This window comes from Candidatus Sericytochromatia bacterium, from assembly GCA_035285325.1.
GTDB lineage: Bacteria > Cyanobacteriota > Sericytochromatia > S15B-MN24 > JAQBPE01 > JAYKJB01.
On the sequence record JAYKJB010000009.1, the window covers coordinates 45765 to 60849 of the forward strand.

Below are 15085 nucleotides of genomic sequence, written 5' to 3' on the forward strand. Positions count from 1 at the left end.
AGTGGCAGCCTCGCCTGCCTGTTCGAGTGAGCGATGACCCTCAAAGACTGGTTCGCCAATCGCAGCGCCCGCACCGAAGTCAAGGGCGCCACCTTTCGCCGGGACATTCCGGACGGCCTGTGGGTCAAGTGCACCGCCTGTGAAGAGGCACTCTTCACCAAGGAACTGCAAAGCAACCTGCAGGTGTGCCCTCGCTGCGGCTTTCACTTCCGTCTGAACGCGCGGGAACGCATCGAACAGCTGGTCGATGAGGGCTCCTTCGAAACGATGGACGCCCACCTGCGCTCCACGGACCCGCTGGCCTTTGTTGATACGAAGCGTTACAGCGAGCGATTGAAAGACGCCTACGCCAAACATGGGCCCGAAGAAGGGGTCATCACGGGCATCGCCACGATCGATGGCCAGCGCGTGGCGCTCGGCGTCATGAACTTCTATTTCTTGGGCGGCTCGATGGGCTCGGTCGTGGGTGAGAAAATCACCCGCCTGATCGAGCGAGCCGGCGACGAACAACTCCCGTTAATCACCGTCACCGCCAGCGGCGGCGCCCGCATGCAAGAGGGCGCCCTGTCGCTCATGCAAATGGCCAAAACGACGGCGGCGCTGCAACACTTCCACCGGGCGCGCAAGGTCTATATTGCCGTGATGGCGGACCCCACCACCGGCGGCGTGACCGCCAGCTTCCCCTCCCTGGCCGACATTCTGGTGTCCGAACCGGGCGCCTTGATCGGATTCGCCGGGCGTCGGGTGATCGAGCAGACAATCCGCCAGAAGCCCCCCGCGGACTTCCAGATGGCCGAGTCGTTGCTGCGCCACGGTCTGATCGACATGATCATCCCGCGTCCGAAACTGAAGGGGGAACTGTCCCGGCTGCTCAAGTTACATCGGTTGGTCGACGTGACCTCGAATGAGGGGGCGGTCTCGCATGGCTAAGCGTTTCGAGCTGGAGTTCGAACGCCCGCTGGTCGAACTCGAAGACAAGATCGCGCAGTTCAAGCGCATGGCCGAGGAAAACGGCATCAACCTGGACGGCGAGGTGGCGCGGCTACAGGAACGGGCCAGCGAACTTCGGCGGGGCATCTTCGACAACCTGACGCCCGCCCAACGCATTCAGATCGCCCGTCATCCGCGACGCCCCACCACCCTCGATTACATCGGCGCGATCGCCGAGGACTTCGTGGAATTGCGTGGCGATCGGCAAGGCGTCGATGACATGGCCCTGGTCGGGGGGATTGGACGCTTCATGGGGCGCTCGGTGGTGTTCGTCGGCCATCAGAAGGGCCGCGACACCAAGGACAACATCGCCCGCAACTTCGGCATGCCTCAGCCTGAGGGGTACCGCAAGGCGATCCGGTTGATGCGTCACGCGGCGCGCTTCCGGATGCCGCTGATTGCCTTCATCGACACCCCCGGCGCCTATCCCGGGATTGCCGCGGAGGAACACAACCAGGGCGGGGCGATCGCCCATTCGATCTACGAAATGGCCCAACTGCCGGTGCCGTGCGTCGCGGTGGTGCTGGGCGAGGGGGGCAGCGGGGGCGCTTTGGCGCTGGGCGTGGCCGACCGGGTCCTGATCATGGAGCACGCGTACTACTCGGTGATCAGCCCCGAGGGCTGCGCTGCGATTCTCTGGAAAGACGCCGCCAAGGCCTCCGAGGCGGCCAGTGCCATGAAGATCTCGGCGCAGGACCTCAAGCGACTATCAATCGTCGACGAAGTCATTACGGAGCCCGTCGGCGGGGCCCACCAAGACTCGGTCGAAGCGGCGCGACGGCTGGGTGAGGCCATCCGGCGCCACCTGAGCACGATTGTCGACCAGCCGGAAGATGTGCTGCTGGCGTCGCGCTACGCGCGTTTCAGGGCCCTGGGTCGGTTTCAAGAGGGTTGAGATGAAACGCCTTGCGGTCCTGACAAGCGGTGGGGATGCCCCCGGCATGAATGCGGCCATCCGATCGGTGGTTCGCAAGGCGCTGCACGCCGGTTGCGAAGTGTGGGGCATCGAATATGGCTACAACGGGCTCCTGAAAGGCCAGATGCGACTGATGGAGTATCACGATGTAGGCAACATCCTGCAGCGTGGGGGCACCATGCTGAAGACCGCACGGTCCACCCAATTTCCCACCCCCGAAGGTCAGGAGATGGCCATCCGCGAGTTGGAGCGTCGGAGTATCGAAGGGCTCGTCGTCATTGGTGGCGACGGTTCTTTCCGAGGCGCCCAGTTGCTGGGTAAGAAAGGTATCGCCATCGTGGGCGTGCCGGGCACCATCGACAACGACATCTACGGCACGGACTACACGATTGGCTTCGATACGGCTGTCAACACCGTGCTTGACGCCATCAACAAGATTCGCGACACCGCCAGCAGTCACAAGCGCATCGTCATCATCGAGGTGATGGGGCGTGACAGCGGCTGGATTGCGCTGTCCAGCGGGCTGGCCGGTGGTGCCGAGTTCGTGATCGTGCCGGAAATTCCGCATGATCTGGACTTCGTCTCCGACAAGATCATTCGCGGCATGAACCAGGGCAAGGAGCACTCCATCGTGATCGTGGCCGAGGGCGCTGCCCACGGCTTCGACGTGGGCGAACGCCTGCGCATCAGCACGGGATACGACACCCGCGTCACGGTCTTGGGACACATTCAGCGCGGCGGCAGCCCGTCGGCCTTCGACCGTCTGCTGGCCACGCGCCTGGGGGCTGCGGCCGTGGACGTGCTGCTCGGTGGCACCTCCAACGTGATGGTTGGCCTCTCGGGGAATGAGGTGTCCGTTCAGAACCTGGATGACGTGATCGGTCAGAAACGGGGGTTGGACGTGGGGCTCTACGAACTGGAGGCCATCCTCGCCAGCCGCGCCACGGGCGGCTGAGCCGAACGCAACTGAACCAGGCGCTCAGGAGGCCTGCTCCCCGGCCTGGCTCCGGGCCAGAGCTACCTGAGTGGGCGCTTCGCCACTGGCCCAGCTCTCCGCACGCTGAGCCACACGCAGAATATGGCCCAGTGCGGCGGCCAGCGACAGCATGATCCACAGGCGGGGCCCGAGGCGTTCATCAATCTCCTCCGGGGCCGCGATGCGCGCGTCGAGTTCGCGCAGTCGGCGAACCTCCGCGCGCGCCAGTTCCCCGCCCTGGGCCGATCGCCCGGACGCCACTTCCGCCAGCGCGGTCGCGCCCGCCCGCAGCGTCTCCACACAGGTTCCGAGCAGCAAGAAATCCTCGGGGGGGCTTGCGGCTTCCAAACCCGCGATCACGGAGCGCGCAGCGCCCGTGGCGTCTTGCAGGTGATGCACGACCTGCTCGAGTTCGAAGGCCACCTGCACGACCTCTGCGGCGGAAGCCGCCGTCGCCCCAGGCAGCAAAGGCGCCACTCGCACATCCCGGCTCAGGTCGGCCAGTTCGCCACGCAACTCCACCAGCAGCGCATATTCCCGGTCGAACAGAGTGGCGGTCCGCCCCAGCGTGCTCGGATTGGCCTGCTGCAGATCCGTCGCGAGGGTCTCCATGAAACGCTGCACGCGCTGCATGCCCTCGGCAAGGCGAACGCGCAGGTTGAGGGGGCCCAGCCAGGGAGCCGCCAGCACGTTGACCGCCAGCGCCACGGCCACACCGAGCAGCAGGGAGGTTTCCCGCAGAAGGATCCGCTCCGTCCAGGGGGCGTCACTGGGGTAGCCCAGGTAGGCCACCGACAGCAACATGATCACAAAGGCATTGAACCCCCAGCCCAAGCGGGCCTCGAGCGCCCAGACCAGGGCAGCGGCCAGGGCCACGCCTGGGGGACCGTGGCCGATCGCCGCAAAGACGAGCACCGCCACGGCACACCCCAGAAGGCTGGCCAGAACCTGCTCCCTGGCGTCTCGCAGCGCAGAGGAGACGGCCGGCCTCGTGCAGATCAGGGCGATAAAGATGACGGACAGGACATCCCCCGGCACCCAGCGCGCCCCGGCGGCTGCGGCAAGGCCGCCCGAGCAGGCGAACTTGGCTACCACCAGCAGGCGGTGGCCCCAGACCGCCCGAGGGGCGATGATCAATGCCCGTGGTCCTCGTCGCCGTGACTGTGGCCGCCCGGGAACATGTGCAGCGCCTGGTGAAAGGCCTGCTCCAGATCGATCAGTTCCAGCACGGCCTGGGCATCGGACTTCGCGCCCATCGCTTTGACCAGGTCAGCCTCATCGAACATCTGGGGCATCTTGTCGAGCACGCCAGGGAAACGCAATTCGCGGAGGCTGGCACACGCCTCCATCAAGGTTTCGCATTCCTGGCGGTTGAGGGTGTAGCGCACCTGCGTCTCGTCGGTGCCCAGGTTCAGAACGTCCATGCGCATGGGGTGGGGTCTCCTCAAGGGTCTTGCCCGGATCAGGGGCGGCGTTGACCTGTTCGAAAAAAAATGACCGCCTGCCTGTCTCCATCAGGAGTGCGAGGCAAAGGCGGCCAAGAGAGCCGGTGATGGGAATCGAACCCACGCCCCAAGCTTGGGAAGCTCGTTTGCTACCATTACAACACACCGGCAGCGCGTGTTGGCGGTATTGTAGGCCGCCAGCCATCGTGGCGTCAAGGGAGCGCAGGAGCGGGGGTGGCAAGCGCCACCAGCGCCGCACGCAAACTGAGATAGGGGGTGACACCCTCGAATCGGGCGCGAACCTGCCCCTGAGGGGTAACCAGGACATAGGTGGGCGTCCGTTCGAGCGCCAGCGCCTCGGCCCAAGCAAATCCCTGCAGGTGCTCGGGCGTCCCGGGCTTGAGACGGTCCAACACGATGCGCCGCACGCGCACCTGGCCGGCGAATTCGGATTCGAGGCGGGAGACCACGGGACCCATGGTCAGGCAGGCCGGTCAACGGGAGCCGTCGAAGACCAGCAGGGTCGGCGCGGATTGCGGCCCGAAGCGCAAGGCCTGCAGGCGCGGCGGTAATGGCTCGGGCGCGGTGGGCAGCACACATCGCACCAGCAGCACCGCCAGCACGGCGCCCCAGAGCAACCGGTCGAGCCAGCGACTCCAGGCCACCCGAACGTTGGCACTTGGCCAGGTCAGCGGTGTCACGCGATGGCCCCTCCTGAGCGGGCAGGCCGGGCGGCTCAACGACAGCGCAGCCTGGCCTCGGAAAGAAAAACGCGGCGCTCTTTGGAAGAACGCCGCGTTTTGCAGTTGCGGAGACAGGATTTGAACCTGTGACCTTCGGGTTATGAGCCCGACGAGCTACCGGACTGCTCTACTCCGCGAAGCTATCGTAACAGCATGCGCCGCGGGTGTCAAAGCACCGGATCACGAACCAGTTGGTGGGAATCGGACAACCGCGCCTCGCCCCGTTGGCTTGGGCCCCGCCGGAGCGGTGCCTGTCACGTGTGGCAGCGACGCGTTGGCTTACAATGGAGCCCATGAAATACATGCTGGCTTCCTGGACCGCCGCGACCCTGGCCTTTTTCATCGCCGCTTACCTGGTCCCTGGCTTTACCGTCAGTGGCCTGGTGCCCGCGATGATCGGCGCGCTCGTGCTGGGCTTCGCCAATGCCGTGATCCGACCGATCATCGTGCTCTTCTCGATTCCCCTGACGTTCCTGACGCTGGGCCTGTTCCTGTTCGTGATCAACGGGGCCATGCTCTGGCTGGTGACCCTGGTGGTGCCCGGCGTCGCGGTCGCCCATTTCGGCTGGGCCATCCTGGCCGCCGCGGTGATCGCGGTCGTCAACTCGTTTTTCGGCCTGTTCCTGGGCTAGCGCACCGTTCAAGTCCCAAGCCCGCGTGGATGGAGCCGGGCGGGGGTCGCCAACGGCCAGAGACTTCGTGACGCACCAGCGCGCCAAGCTGGTCTCGACTTATCGGTAAATCGAGACCGGCAGGCCCTGGCCCCCGCCCAACCAGGGCTTTGGCAGGTCGAGCTGCCGCGGCGGCGCGTAGCGCATGGCGATCGCCTCGTTCACGCCCCGCGCGCGAATCACCTCTTCGTAGGCGTAGGCGCCTTCCGTGCGCACCCGCCGGAAGTTCTGGTTGCGGCAATCGACACTGAACAAACCGAAGCGAGGGGAGAACGATCCCCACTCGTAATTATCGGTGATCGACCAGTGCACGTAACCCAGCACCGGGATCCCCTCTGCCGCCGCCCGCTGGACCTGTTGCACGTGGGAGACCAGGTAAGCACCGCGCGTCCAACGGTCCTTGCGAGGCGCCAGATCGTAGGTCGCCAGACCGTTCTCGGCCACCAGGACGGGCAGCTTGTAGCGCGCATGATAGCGTTTGATGGCGTTGTAGAGGCCCTCAGGATAAACCTCCCAGGTGTCCGAACGCGGAAACACGAACGGCAGGTAGAGGTAAAACTTGCAGTAGTAGTCGAGCGCCGCGTAGTCGAGCGTCTTGCCCCGCTTCTGCAGTTCATCGAGGAAGGCCGTGTCGGAACACACCTCGTGCTCCGCGAATTTCTCGACGTCCGAGGCATCTTTGGCCGAGAGGGGCGCCGTGGGAGCCCCCAGGGCCCACTGGGCGGTGTACATATTGAAGCCCACCTGGGCATCGGCGTCGTTGGCATGCAGCGCCTCGTAGGCAGCGGCGTGACCCTGGATCATGCGGCGCATGGCCCTCAAGCCAGCCACGGGGTCGACCTTGCCAGGCGGGGTCATCGGCGTGAGCCAACCTCCCATGAGGAAGATGTTGGGCTCATTGAAGGTCATGTACCATTTGATCTGGCTGCCGAACTCCTTCGCGACAAACGCCGCAAAGCGAGCAAACGCCTTGGGGGCCTCGGGGCTCTCCCAGCCGCCGTAGCGGTCGAGCCAGGCGGGATAGGAAAAGTGCATCAAGGTGACCATCGGCTCGAGGCCGCGCGCGCGCATCGCGTCGAGCAGGCGATGGTAGTGGGCGATCGCCTGAGGGTCATAGCGGCCCTCCTGGGGTTCCAGGCGCGCCCACTCCAGGCTCGTGCGAAAGGCGTTGCAGCCCATTCCTTTGGTGAGGTCCAGGTCTTCGGCGTAGCGATTGAGCCCGTCGGCCCCGTACAGGTTGCGTTCAGCGGTCTTGCCGGCCGCGTCGAAGGCGGCCCACTGCGAGGACTTGTCGTACCCCTCCCACTGGTAACCGGCGGTGGAAACGCCCCACAGGAAGCCCTTCGGCAGAGAGGCCGTCGACGACATGCCTCGGGCCTGCACGGGCTTGGAGCCAGAGTTGCCCGGCAGGCTTCCCAGCGTCCCCGGGGTCCGGGCGCACGCGGTCGCCAACAACAAGGCCAGCAAGGCCATCCACGACTTGGATTTCACTCGCATGAGGGGTTCGCTCACGTCTCGTTGCTCGGTCAGGGCGCCTCGGGGGTATGCCAAAAGGTTAAGCGACTTAATTTTATTTTAACCAAAGCCCAGTGTAGCACGGCCGCCAACCCGGTGCAATGACAGCCAGGGGGGCCATGTGTTATCTAAAGAACGCGTTTTCCAGCCCCACGGCGGTCCGACCGGTGCCTGAACCACGCGGACGCCCCCTCGGAGATATGTCGCCATGACCATCGCGCGCGAGCAAAATCCAGTCGACGTCCTGTTCGTCGGCGCCGGTCCGGCCAGCCTGGCCGGGGCGATCCACCTGGCGCGTCTGGTCAAGGCCCACAACGCCAAGAATCCTGCCGCAAAGCTGGACGATCCCATGATCGCGGTGCTCGAAAAGAGCGCCGAGGTGGGGTATCACGGATTCTCCGGCGCGGTCATGGACCCCAAGAGCCTGCGCAAGCTCTTCCCGGATTTCGACGCCGCCGGCGTGCCGGTCGAGAGCCCCGTCACCGAGGACGAAGTCTGGTTCATGACGGCCAGCCGCAAGCTCAAGCTGCCGATCACGCCGCCACCACTGCAAAACCACGGAAACTTCGTCGTTTCGCTGCAGAAACTGGTGGCCTGGCTGGCGCAGAAAGCGGAAGAAGAAGGCGTGACGGTCGCACCTGGTTACCCGGCCGCTGAGCTGCTTTACGATGACCAGGACCGCGTGACCGGGGTGCGCACGACGGACCAGGGGCTCGACCACCACGGTCAACCCAAAGGAAACTTCCAGCCGGGCATGGACTTCCTGGCCCGCTGCGTGGTGCTGGGCGAGGGCACGCGCGGCACGCTGACCAAGGCGCTGATTCAGAAGAAGCAACTCGACGCCGGCAAGAACCCCCAGGTCTGGGCTTGCGGCGTCAAGGAACTCTGGAAGGTCAAGCCCGAGAAGTTCAAGAAGGGTCGCGTGATCCACACCATGGGCTTCCCCCTGAAAGCCGATGAATTCGGCGGCGGCTTCATCTACCACCTCGACCACAACCTGGTTTACGTGGGACAGGTCGGCGGGCTCGATACCCACGATCCGACCTTTGACCCACACCTGCAGCTGCAGCGCTTGAAAACCCACCCGGCGATCGCCGAACTGCTCGACGGCGCCGAACTGGTGCGATATGGCGCCAAGACCATCCCGGAGGGCGGCTACTGGTCGATTCCGAGACTGTATGACGACGGCGTGGTGCTGGTGGGTGATTCGGGCAGCCTGCTCAACCCGATGCGCCTGAAAGGCATTCACACGGCGATCGAATCCGGGATCCAAGCTGCTGAGACCATTTTCGAAGGCCTGCTGGCCCAAGCCGGGCAGGACCCTGCTCCCATGCCCGCCAGCCTGCTGGCCGGTTACGAGCAGCGCATCCTCAATGGCGAGGTCGGCAAGGAACTCTACGCCGCCCGCAACTTCCACCAATCGTTCGAAGACGGCCTCTACCCGGCCATGTTCTTCCATATTCCCCTGCAGATGGTGACCGGTGGGCGTGGCTTGCACGATCGCTACGCCGCGGTGCCTGGCTACCGCCGCATGCGCAAGCTGAAGGACAAGTTTCCTGATGGCCGCAAGCCCCAGAGTGACTTCAAGCCCGACGGCAAGCTGACCTTCTCGAAACTGGATGATGTCTACCGCAGCGGCACCAAGCACGAGGAAAACCAGCCCCCTCACCTGCGCATCGCCGATTGGAACATCTGCAACACCCGCTGCAAAGAGGAATACGGCAATCCCTGCCAGCACTTCTGCCCCGCCGCCGTCTACGAGATGGTCGACCTCAAGGGTAACGGGCAGACCGAGTTGAAACTCAACCCGAGCAACTGTGTCCACTGCAAGACCTGCGACATCGCAGACCCCTACCAGCTGATCACCTGGGTCGCGCCGGAAGGGGGCGGTGGCCCGGTCTACGTGGGCATGTAGGGCACGCCACCGACGCCTCGGGGCGAGGCCAAACAGAGGGGCTGAGGCCCTTTCGGGCCTCGCGTCTCACATCCCGAAGTAACGTGTCAGAATGCTCTCGGCATGCCCGATCATCAACTGGGCCTCCAGCACCTGATCGTCGCTGAGGTGTTCACCCCAGGTATCGAGCTGGTCATAAACCGCATCCACTGCTTCCATCAGGGGGATCTGGGCCCTAGGAGCCGAGGCGATGGCCGATTTGAGGGCCGCGACCGCTTCCTGCAGCGCGTCAGCCGCTGCGCTCACGGGGATTTCCGCTCTGGCACGGGGACACTCACGCGGCTCTGTTCCGGCCCGTCCGATTCCTGGTCGCGCCGTTGCTGGTCCTGATGCCTGGCGTCAGCGATCGCATGGCGCGCTGGCGTCCTGACGAGCACCGAGTCGATTGGCGGAATGCCGGCCTCCAGGTTCGCCACACGCCCACAGGCGGAGAGCAGCAGACTGGCCAGCAGGGATAGGGGGATCAAAAACGGGGCGCGCAAGCCATCTCTCCCGCGGCGGGTCGAAGGGGATCCTGCGCATACTATCGGCCATGTTCGGCCTCAGGTGGCGTCAAAAAGGGAGAATCGGGGTTAAAGTTGGTTAAAACTTCTCGCTTTCAGCCTGCATCTCACCCGCGGGAGGCTCCTCACCGTCGTCCTTGACGAAGCGTATGGCGCACCACGCCGCTTGGAATGGACTCCTGGCAACTGTCCACTCTCACGTTTGTCGCCTCCAAGCCCCGGGTAAGTCGACAACAGGGGATCCTTGTGGCAGTGCAGTCCGTCCATCTGTCTCAACGAAGAACGTCACGGTTCGTCGATGCGGCTCGCTCGCAAGGCGCCGTGACGCGCGCAGTTCCACGCAAGCTCAGCAAGCGAGGAAAACGGATGATCCGCCGGGCCAGACGTCTGATGGGGGCAACCATCCTGGGGGCACTCCTGGTGGGTTGCTCCTGGTTCGGTTCCCACGCCTCTGGAGGCGGCAGTCAGGCCAGCGGCGCATCCAAAATGTTGCGCCCCGGCCTCGGGCCCGTCGTGGTGGAGCCTGGCCGTCCCCAAACGGCCCGGATCTCCTGGTATTCACCCTGGCAGGGGCAGAGCGTGATTCGGGTGTCACGCCAGGCGAGCCTGGAACAGCCCATCCTGACCAGTCCGACCGACGCCCAGCGCACGACCCTGAAAAACCTTGATTCTGGTGTCCGCTACTACTTTCGCGTGGAAACCCGAACCGATATGGGGATGGCGCATTCCTCGGTTTGCTCCTTCGTGGCAAAGTAGGCCCCGTCACCGTCATCCGCGACGGTCATCGGGTAGCATAGCCTCATGCGACTTCTGATTGCCGCCGTGGCACTTACCCTTCTCGCGGCCCCAGCGCTCGGCGCCTCGATCGCGCCTGCCCAGGTCCGCAAGCTGGAGCAGGCACGCGAATCGTACCTGGCCAGCCTGCCGCGTCCGATCAGCGCTCAGGACTGGGAGGCCCGCTATCGCGCCCCGCGCTGGTTCTGGGAAGCCCCCCCGCAAGGGCCGCTGGCCGACTATGAGACGCTGGTAAAGGAAACGGCCCAGACCGCGCAGGTGGGGGACCCGGGCGACCCCTATTTCAGGCGGAAAGCCATCTGGGTTCGTCCCTACGCAGCGGATGCGATCGACCTGCGGGTGCTGGAGGTCCTGGACCGCGCGCAAGCGATGGGCATCACCGAGATCTACCTCGAGACCTTCTATCACGGCCGCGTGTCCTACCTCGGCAGCCAGGTGTTCCCAGCGCGCTGGCCCAAGCTGAATGTGGCTCGGGTCTATGCGCGCGAAGCTCACCACCGCGGCATGAAAATTTACGCGTGGCTGCACGCCTTGCGTTGGGGCGAAGACCAGATTCAGAGCGGCTGGGTCGAGGGCGTGACCAACGGTTATGGGGACACCCCTCTGGCCGCCGAAGGGCCCGGTTCTGCCTTCGTCTCGCCCTCGTCCCCGCAGGTGGGGGAGCGGCTGGGGGCGCTGCTGGAGGAAGTGGGACAGCTGGGCTATTTTGATGGGGTCTGGCTGGATTATATGCGCTATCCGGTGGCAGCCAAATCCCGCACCGGTCATCCGGATCCGAGAGACTTCTGGGGGTACTCGCCAGCCACGGTGACGGCGTTACGCAGCAAGCGCAAGGACCTTGACACGGCTGAGTTCCGACACTTCCTGACCGATGGTGATGCCCCGAGCGAACAGACCCGCCAGCGCTGGCTGACGGCCTGGCGAGGCTTTTTGAGTGACGAACTGCGGGACCTGATCGCCAACTTGCGGACCCGCCTACCGGCGTCGGTGAAGTACGGCCTGGTGTTTCATCCCAGCAGCTACATGCGCGGTCACGACGTTCGCGCCCAGGACGCCCTGGCCTGGACGCCGCTGTTCGATGAACTCGCACCGATGTGCTATGCGTTCGATCCAGAACTGGATCCGGTCGACGCGAGCCAGCTTCGCTCCACCATCGACAAGGAACTGGCCTCGGTCGATGACCATCTGGCTGCCCTGCCAGGGCGACGTCCGGCCCTGGTTGTGGCCCTGGCAGCCGAACCGCAGCCCGGTACCCCGCGCGTCCAACCACCGCGTCGCCACTGGCCGGTCAGCGCGCAGGTAGCCTACCTGAAGGGGCGCCGGGTCGAAGGGGCATTCCACCACGTGGAAGGCGTGGCACTGTTCAATTATGGCTGGCTCTGGCCGGCCTCGGACGCCTCGCGCCGGGCCAGCGACGACCCGTGGACCGGTGCTGGTCGAGGCGGGCGTCCCCCGCTATAATTGACACTTTCAAGGAGTCGTCGTTTTCATGGCGGGCGAAGTCCACGTCAATTGCACGATGTGCCATGCCCTGGCAGGGGACCAGTGCAGTCTGCACGGCGTCGAGATCGAAAATCCGGCCTACACGGTCTGCGCCCAGTTCCGCGCCCCTGATGAGGCAGCGGATTCACCGCCTCATCGCTTGCCGGGTCTGGCTGATCTCAGTCCGGACTGGATCTACGAAATCGACACGACCGGGGAGCCGACCCCCTTGGTGCAGGTGGCGCGCCGTCGCCGCAACCGTCCCTCCACGGGCAAGCTCCCTCCCGCCTCCGACCTCAGGGCTGCGCAGCCTGAGCGCGGGCAAACGGATCTGGTGGACCGCTTTCGAGGGGCGCTGCTGGGGCTGGCCGCCGGGGAGGCGCTCGGATTTCCTGCGGAGGGTCGCTCACCGCAAGACATCGAGATGATCTACGGCGGTCCGCTAGCCGGCATGACCGCACGCATCGGCCGACGCCACACCTGGCCCGTGGGCCAGGGCGCCAAAGATACCCAGCTGGTGCAGCTTGTGGGCCAGTCCCTGCTCGAAGCACACGGCGCCCTCGATGCCGATGACCTGGCCGAACGACTGGTGCGCTGGCTGCCTGCCGCCCTGAAACCAGGCAAATCGACCATCGCCGCCATCGAGTCTCTGGCAGAGGGTCATCATTGGTGCGTCAGCGGGGTCGACTCGAACGGGGCAGGCGGCACGACCCGGGTGGTCCCGCTGGCCCTGCTACGACACCGACAACTCGGGCGCCTGCGTCAGGAAGCCGTGTTGCAATGTCTGCTCACCCACACCGGGGCGAAATCCCTGGCCGGCACCGTGCTGTTTGCCACGGCGATCGCCTCGCTGGTCGAGACCCCGCCCGGCCGCTTGCATCGTGCCGCCTGGATGTCCCTGCTGGAACGAGCCATTCGCGGCATCGACTTGGAAGCATCCGCCCGGCTGCACGAGGTGACGCTGGCGCTCGATGATGGGCAAGCCCCACACGCCGTGCTGGGCCGGTTCAAGACCGGCGGCTTCGTGCTCGAGTGCCTGCCCTCCGCGCTGTACTGTTTTCTACGCTGGCCTCAGGATCCCGTCCGGGCGGTGCTCACTGCCGTCAACGCTGGTTTCGACGCCTGTGCCACGGGCGCGATGACCGGTGCGCTCGCCGGAGCCTACCTGGGACTCAGCGGGCTGCCGGAGGCCTGGTCCCGCGCCCTTCCGGTGACCGACCCGTTGCTCCGCCTGGCCGATCAGCTGCACGCGCTGGCTGAGGAGACCTGACCGACGTCGATGCTGCCGGAAGCCTCTGCTGGCTCCTGACTCTCCGTCCCGCCCCCCTTATGCTGGAGGCGGGTCGCGTGCAGGCCGGTGCACAAGGGGGGCAGATGGAACACGACATTCTCGGCGCCAGGGTCCATACCCACGATGGCGAGGCGGGACGGGTCACGCGAATCGTGGTGAGCGCCGCCAAGCCCTGCGTCAGCCAGCTGGTCGTGCGCCGCCCCCCACCCGGCGAGCGGGAAGTGCTGGTGCCCACCTCCCTGATCGCCCTGACATGCGAGCAGACGCTGTGGTTGGATTGCAGCCTGGCAGACCTCGCCAGCATGCCTGATTACGACGCCGACCGGTTTGAAGAAGCCAACCCCGCCTGGCCCGTGCCCGTGGCCTTGCCCTTCGGGGGAATCTGGTGGGCCCCTCATCTGGAAGCGCCCCACGCGGACGCGGGGGAGCAGCGCGGCCCCAAGGGACTGGAGGTGAGCCTCGTCCGGGGCACGCCCGTTACCTGCACGGATGGTGGCTGCGGCCGGATGGAGAACGTGCTGCTGGATGATGACAGTCACGCCCTGACCGCCCTCGTGATCCGGCAGGGGCTATTCTTTCCCCGCGACCTGGCAGCCCCGAGTGACTGGATCGATCACATGGACAACAGCGGAATCCACCTGAAGCTGAGCTGCCAGCAACTCGATGAGCGTGCCGAATACTACTGAGCCACCCGGTCATCCGCCCCTTCAGGCGCGATAGTTGCGGACGAGTACCTCGTTGACCGGCCCCCGCTTGCTCGCGTCACGGTTGACCAGGCGAGGGGCCGCCACGATCTCCACCAAGTAATCCCGATACAACTCCTGAATGTAAGGGGTGTCGGAGTTGCTCAACATCACCTTGCAGCCTCGCAAGGAGAGCGTGCGGAATACCTCGGCCAGCTGGCGCTGATCCCGCGCATCGAAGGCCCCCGCCGTGTAGCCGGTGAAATTCGCCGTGCTGGAAACCGGGTGATAGGGGGGATCGAAATAGATGAAGTCCCCGCGGCGGGCCCTCAACAGAACTTGCTCGTAACCCTGGTGTGCCAGCCCCGTGCCGCGCAAGGCCGCCGAGGCAGCCCGCAAGCCCACCTCGTTGCAGATCTGTGGATTCTTGTAGCGACCGAAGGGAACGTTGAAGGCGCCTCGCGAATTGACACGATACAGGCCGTTGAAGCAGGTCCGGTTGAGAAAGATCAGGCGCGAGGCGCGCTCGATGCCATCTAGCTGGCGCACATCGAGGGCGCGAATGGCGTAATAGTAATCCTCGTCCGCACGATGGCCCCGCAAATGGCGAATCAACCGCTCCACATCATCGCGAATGACCTGATAGGTGTGAACCAATTCCGCGTTTTCATCGGAAAGATGAGCCCGCACCGGTTGCAGCGCAAAAAACACCGCGCCGCCGCCAACGAATGGCTCGTGATAAGAATTAAAACGAGCTGGAAGACGCCCCGTAATCTGAGGCAATAATGATCGCTTCCCTCCAACCCATTTTACAAATGGTGCGGCATCAGGAATTCGAACTTGAATTGCTGAATTTTTGATTGCGGCTTGTGGCATAACGCCACTTTAATTACATAAGCCACCGGACTGCTGTACCTATTGTCACAAGGGCTTTCACATTTTTGACGAATGAATCACTGTGACCATTGCACAGATAAATACAGTCAGTGATAGATTCACCAATGACTGATTTCGCCCCCCAGAAGCATCGATAACAAACATTATCTGGCAAGCAGAACACGAAGCGACCTTCCCGCCCATGCAGACCAGGTAATCATTGTTATATGGCCAAATCACCCGAG

The 15085-nt window shown here is 64.6% G+C and carries 17 protein-coding genes and 2 tRNA genes; 9 read left to right on the forward strand and 10 right to left on the reverse strand.

Annotated features, from left to right (window positions below; translation table 11 throughout):
- Positions 1 to 33 precede the first annotated feature (33 nt).
- From accD to pfkA, 3 genes are read left to right on the forward strand one after another with little or no spacing between them, the layout of a single operon-like run.
- Positions 34 to 930, forward strand: a complete 897-nt coding sequence (gene accD, locus VKP62_01455) for an acetyl-CoA carboxylase, carboxyltransferase subunit beta (protein MEB3195848.1) — start codon at positions 34 to 36, stop codon at positions 928 to 930.
- A complete protein-coding gene (locus tag VKP62_01460) occupies positions 923 to 1885 on the forward strand; it encodes an acetyl-CoA carboxylase carboxyltransferase subunit alpha (GenBank protein MEB3195849.1) in 963 nt (320 codons plus the stop codon). The genes accD and VKP62_01460 overlap by 8 nt, the downstream gene beginning before the upstream one ends.
- Before the next feature lies 1 nt (position 1886).
- The gene (gene pfkA, locus VKP62_01465) at positions 1887 to 2861 is read left to right on the forward strand and encodes a 6-phosphofructokinase (protein MEB3195850.1); all 975 of its coding nucleotides are present in this window, start codon (positions 1887 to 1889) and stop codon (positions 2859 to 2861) included.
- A gap of 24 nt (positions 2862 to 2885) precedes the next feature.
- On the opposite strand, the gene VKP62_01470 is transcribed toward pfkA, so the two are convergent.
- The 6 genes from VKP62_01470 to VKP62_01495 form a co-directional block, all read right to left on the reverse strand.
- The gene (locus VKP62_01470) at positions 2886 to 4019 is read right to left on the reverse strand and encodes an aromatic acid exporter family protein (protein ID MEB3195851.1); all 1134 of its coding nucleotides are present in this window, start codon (positions 4017 to 4019) and stop codon (positions 2886 to 2888) included.
- Positions 4016 to 4312: a hypothetical protein gene (locus VKP62_01475; GenBank protein MEB3195852.1), complete on the reverse strand. Its 297-nt coding sequence runs from the start codon at positions 4310 to 4312 to the stop codon at positions 4016 to 4018. The genes VKP62_01470 and VKP62_01475 overlap by 4 nt, the downstream gene beginning before the upstream one ends.
- Before the next feature lie 114 nt (positions 4313 to 4426).
- Positions 4427 to 4497, reverse strand: a tRNA-Gly gene (locus tag VKP62_01480).
- Positions 4498 to 4539: 42 nt separating this feature from the next.
- Complete coding sequence (locus VKP62_01485; protein MEB3195853.1) at positions 4540 to 4797, reverse strand: hypothetical protein; 258 nt, start codon at positions 4795 to 4797, stop codon at positions 4540 to 4542.
- A gap of 24 nt (positions 4798 to 4821) precedes the next feature.
- The gene (locus VKP62_01490) at positions 4822 to 5028 is read right to left on the reverse strand and encodes a hypothetical protein (protein MEB3195854.1); all 207 of its coding nucleotides are present in this window, start codon (positions 5026 to 5028) and stop codon (positions 4822 to 4824) included.
- A gap of 105 nt (positions 5029 to 5133) precedes the next feature.
- Positions 5134 to 5207, reverse strand: a tRNA-Met gene (locus VKP62_01495).
- A 165-nt stretch (positions 5208 to 5372) separates the two neighbouring features.
- On the opposite strand from VKP62_01495, the gene VKP62_01500 reads away from it, so the two are divergent.
- On the forward strand, positions 5373 to 5702 hold the full coding sequence (locus VKP62_01500) for a phage holin family protein (GenBank protein MEB3195855.1): 330 nt from the start codon (positions 5373 to 5375) through the stop codon (positions 5700 to 5702).
- Positions 5703 to 5801: 99 nt separating this feature from the next.
- Here the strand turns inward: VKP62_01500 and VKP62_01505 are convergent, their stop codons facing one another.
- Positions 5802 to 7238, reverse strand: coding sequence for a family 1 glycosylhydrolase (locus tag VKP62_01505; protein ID MEB3195856.1), 1437 nt, complete (start codon positions 7236 to 7238; stop codon positions 5802 to 5804).
- Positions 7239 to 7464: 226 nt separating this feature from the next.
- Between VKP62_01505 and VKP62_01510 the strand changes: the two genes are divergently transcribed.
- On the forward strand, positions 7465 to 9171 hold the full coding sequence (locus VKP62_01510; protein MEB3195857.1) for an electron transfer flavoprotein-ubiquinone oxidoreductase: 1707 nt from the start codon (positions 7465 to 7467) through the stop codon (positions 9169 to 9171).
- A 66-nt stretch (positions 9172 to 9237) separates the two neighbouring features.
- Here VKP62_01510 and VKP62_01515 read toward each other — a convergent pair whose 3' ends face one another.
- Both VKP62_01515 and VKP62_01520 read right to left on the reverse strand, forming a co-directional pair.
- The gene (locus VKP62_01515; GenBank protein MEB3195858.1) at positions 9238 to 9456 is read right to left on the reverse strand and encodes a hypothetical protein; all 219 of its coding nucleotides are present in this window, start codon (positions 9454 to 9456) and stop codon (positions 9238 to 9240) included.
- A complete protein-coding gene (locus VKP62_01520) occupies positions 9453 to 9692 on the reverse strand; it encodes a hypothetical protein (protein ID MEB3195859.1) in 240 nt (79 codons plus the stop codon). Before VKP62_01520 ends, VKP62_01515 begins: the two co-directional genes overlap by 4 nt.
- A gap of 387 nt (positions 9693 to 10079) precedes the next feature.
- Here VKP62_01520 and VKP62_01525 point away from each other — a divergent pair, with 387 nt between their 5' ends.
- The 4 genes from VKP62_01525 to VKP62_01540 all read left to right on the forward strand — a co-directional run bounded on the left by VKP62_01525 (position 10080) and on the right by VKP62_01540 (position 13967).
- The gene (locus VKP62_01525) at positions 10080 to 10469 is read left to right on the forward strand and encodes a hypothetical protein (protein MEB3195860.1); all 390 of its coding nucleotides are present in this window, start codon (positions 10080 to 10082) and stop codon (positions 10467 to 10469) included.
- A 45-nt stretch (positions 10470 to 10514) separates the two neighbouring features.
- A complete protein-coding gene (locus VKP62_01530; GenBank protein MEB3195861.1) occupies positions 10515 to 11969 on the forward strand; it encodes a hypothetical protein in 1455 nt (484 codons plus the stop codon).
- A gap of 28 nt (positions 11970 to 11997) precedes the next feature.
- The gene (locus VKP62_01535) at positions 11998 to 13260 is read left to right on the forward strand and encodes an ADP-ribosylglycohydrolase family protein (protein MEB3195862.1); all 1263 of its coding nucleotides are present in this window, start codon (positions 11998 to 12000) and stop codon (positions 13258 to 13260) included.
- Between the two features lie 77 nt (positions 13261 to 13337).
- Entirely contained in the window at positions 13338 to 13967 is a 630-nt protein-coding gene (locus VKP62_01540; GenBank protein ID MEB3195863.1) for a hypothetical protein, read from the forward strand.
- Positions 13968 to 13988: 21 nt separating this feature from the next.
- Here the strand turns inward: VKP62_01540 and VKP62_01545 are convergent, their stop codons facing one another.
- Positions 13989 to 14840 (reverse strand): DNA adenine methylase, encoded by an 852-nt coding sequence (locus VKP62_01545; protein MEB3195864.1) that lies wholly within the window; start codon positions 14838 to 14840, stop codon positions 13989 to 13991.
- Between the last annotated feature and the right edge of the window lie 245 nt (positions 14841 to 15085).

Coding starts and splice junctions, on each gene's coding strand:
- VKP62_01530 (MEB3195861.1), top strand. CDS start 10,515: ATGCGACTTCTGATTGCCGCCGTGGCACTTACCCTTCTCGCGGCCCCA.
- VKP62_01500 (MEB3195855.1), top strand. CDS start 5,373: ATGCTGGCTTCCTGGACCGCCGCGACCCTGGCCTTTTTCATCGCCGCT.
- VKP62_01545 (MEB3195864.1), bottom strand. CDS start 14,840: ATGCCACAAGCCGCAATCAAAAATTCAGCAATTCAAGTTCGAATTCCT.
- VKP62_01510 (MEB3195857.1), top strand. CDS start 7,465: ATGACCATCGCGCGCGAGCAAAATCCAGTCGACGTCCTGTTCGTCGGC.
- VKP62_01505 (MEB3195856.1), bottom strand. CDS start 7,238: ATGCGAGTGAAATCCAAGTCGTGGATGGCCTTGCTGGCCTTGTTGTTG.
- VKP62_01460 (MEB3195849.1), top strand. CDS start 923: ATGGCTAAGCGTTTCGAGCTGGAGTTCGAACGCCCGCTGGTCGAACTC.
- VKP62_01475 (MEB3195852.1), bottom strand. CDS start 4,312: ATGCGCATGGACGTTCTGAACCTGGGCACCGACGAGACGCAGGTGCGC.
- VKP62_01525 (MEB3195860.1), top strand. CDS start 10,080: ATGATCCGCCGGGCCAGACGTCTGATGGGGGCAACCATCCTGGGGGCA.
- accD (MEB3195848.1), top strand. CDS start 34: ATGACCCTCAAAGACTGGTTCGCCAATCGCAGCGCCCGCACCGAAGTC.
- VKP62_01535 (MEB3195862.1), top strand. CDS start 11,998: ATGGCGGGCGAAGTCCACGTCAATTGCACGATGTGCCATGCCCTGGCA.
- pfkA (MEB3195850.1), top strand. CDS start 1,887: ATGAAACGCCTTGCGGTCCTGACAAGCGGTGGGGATGCCCCCGGCATG.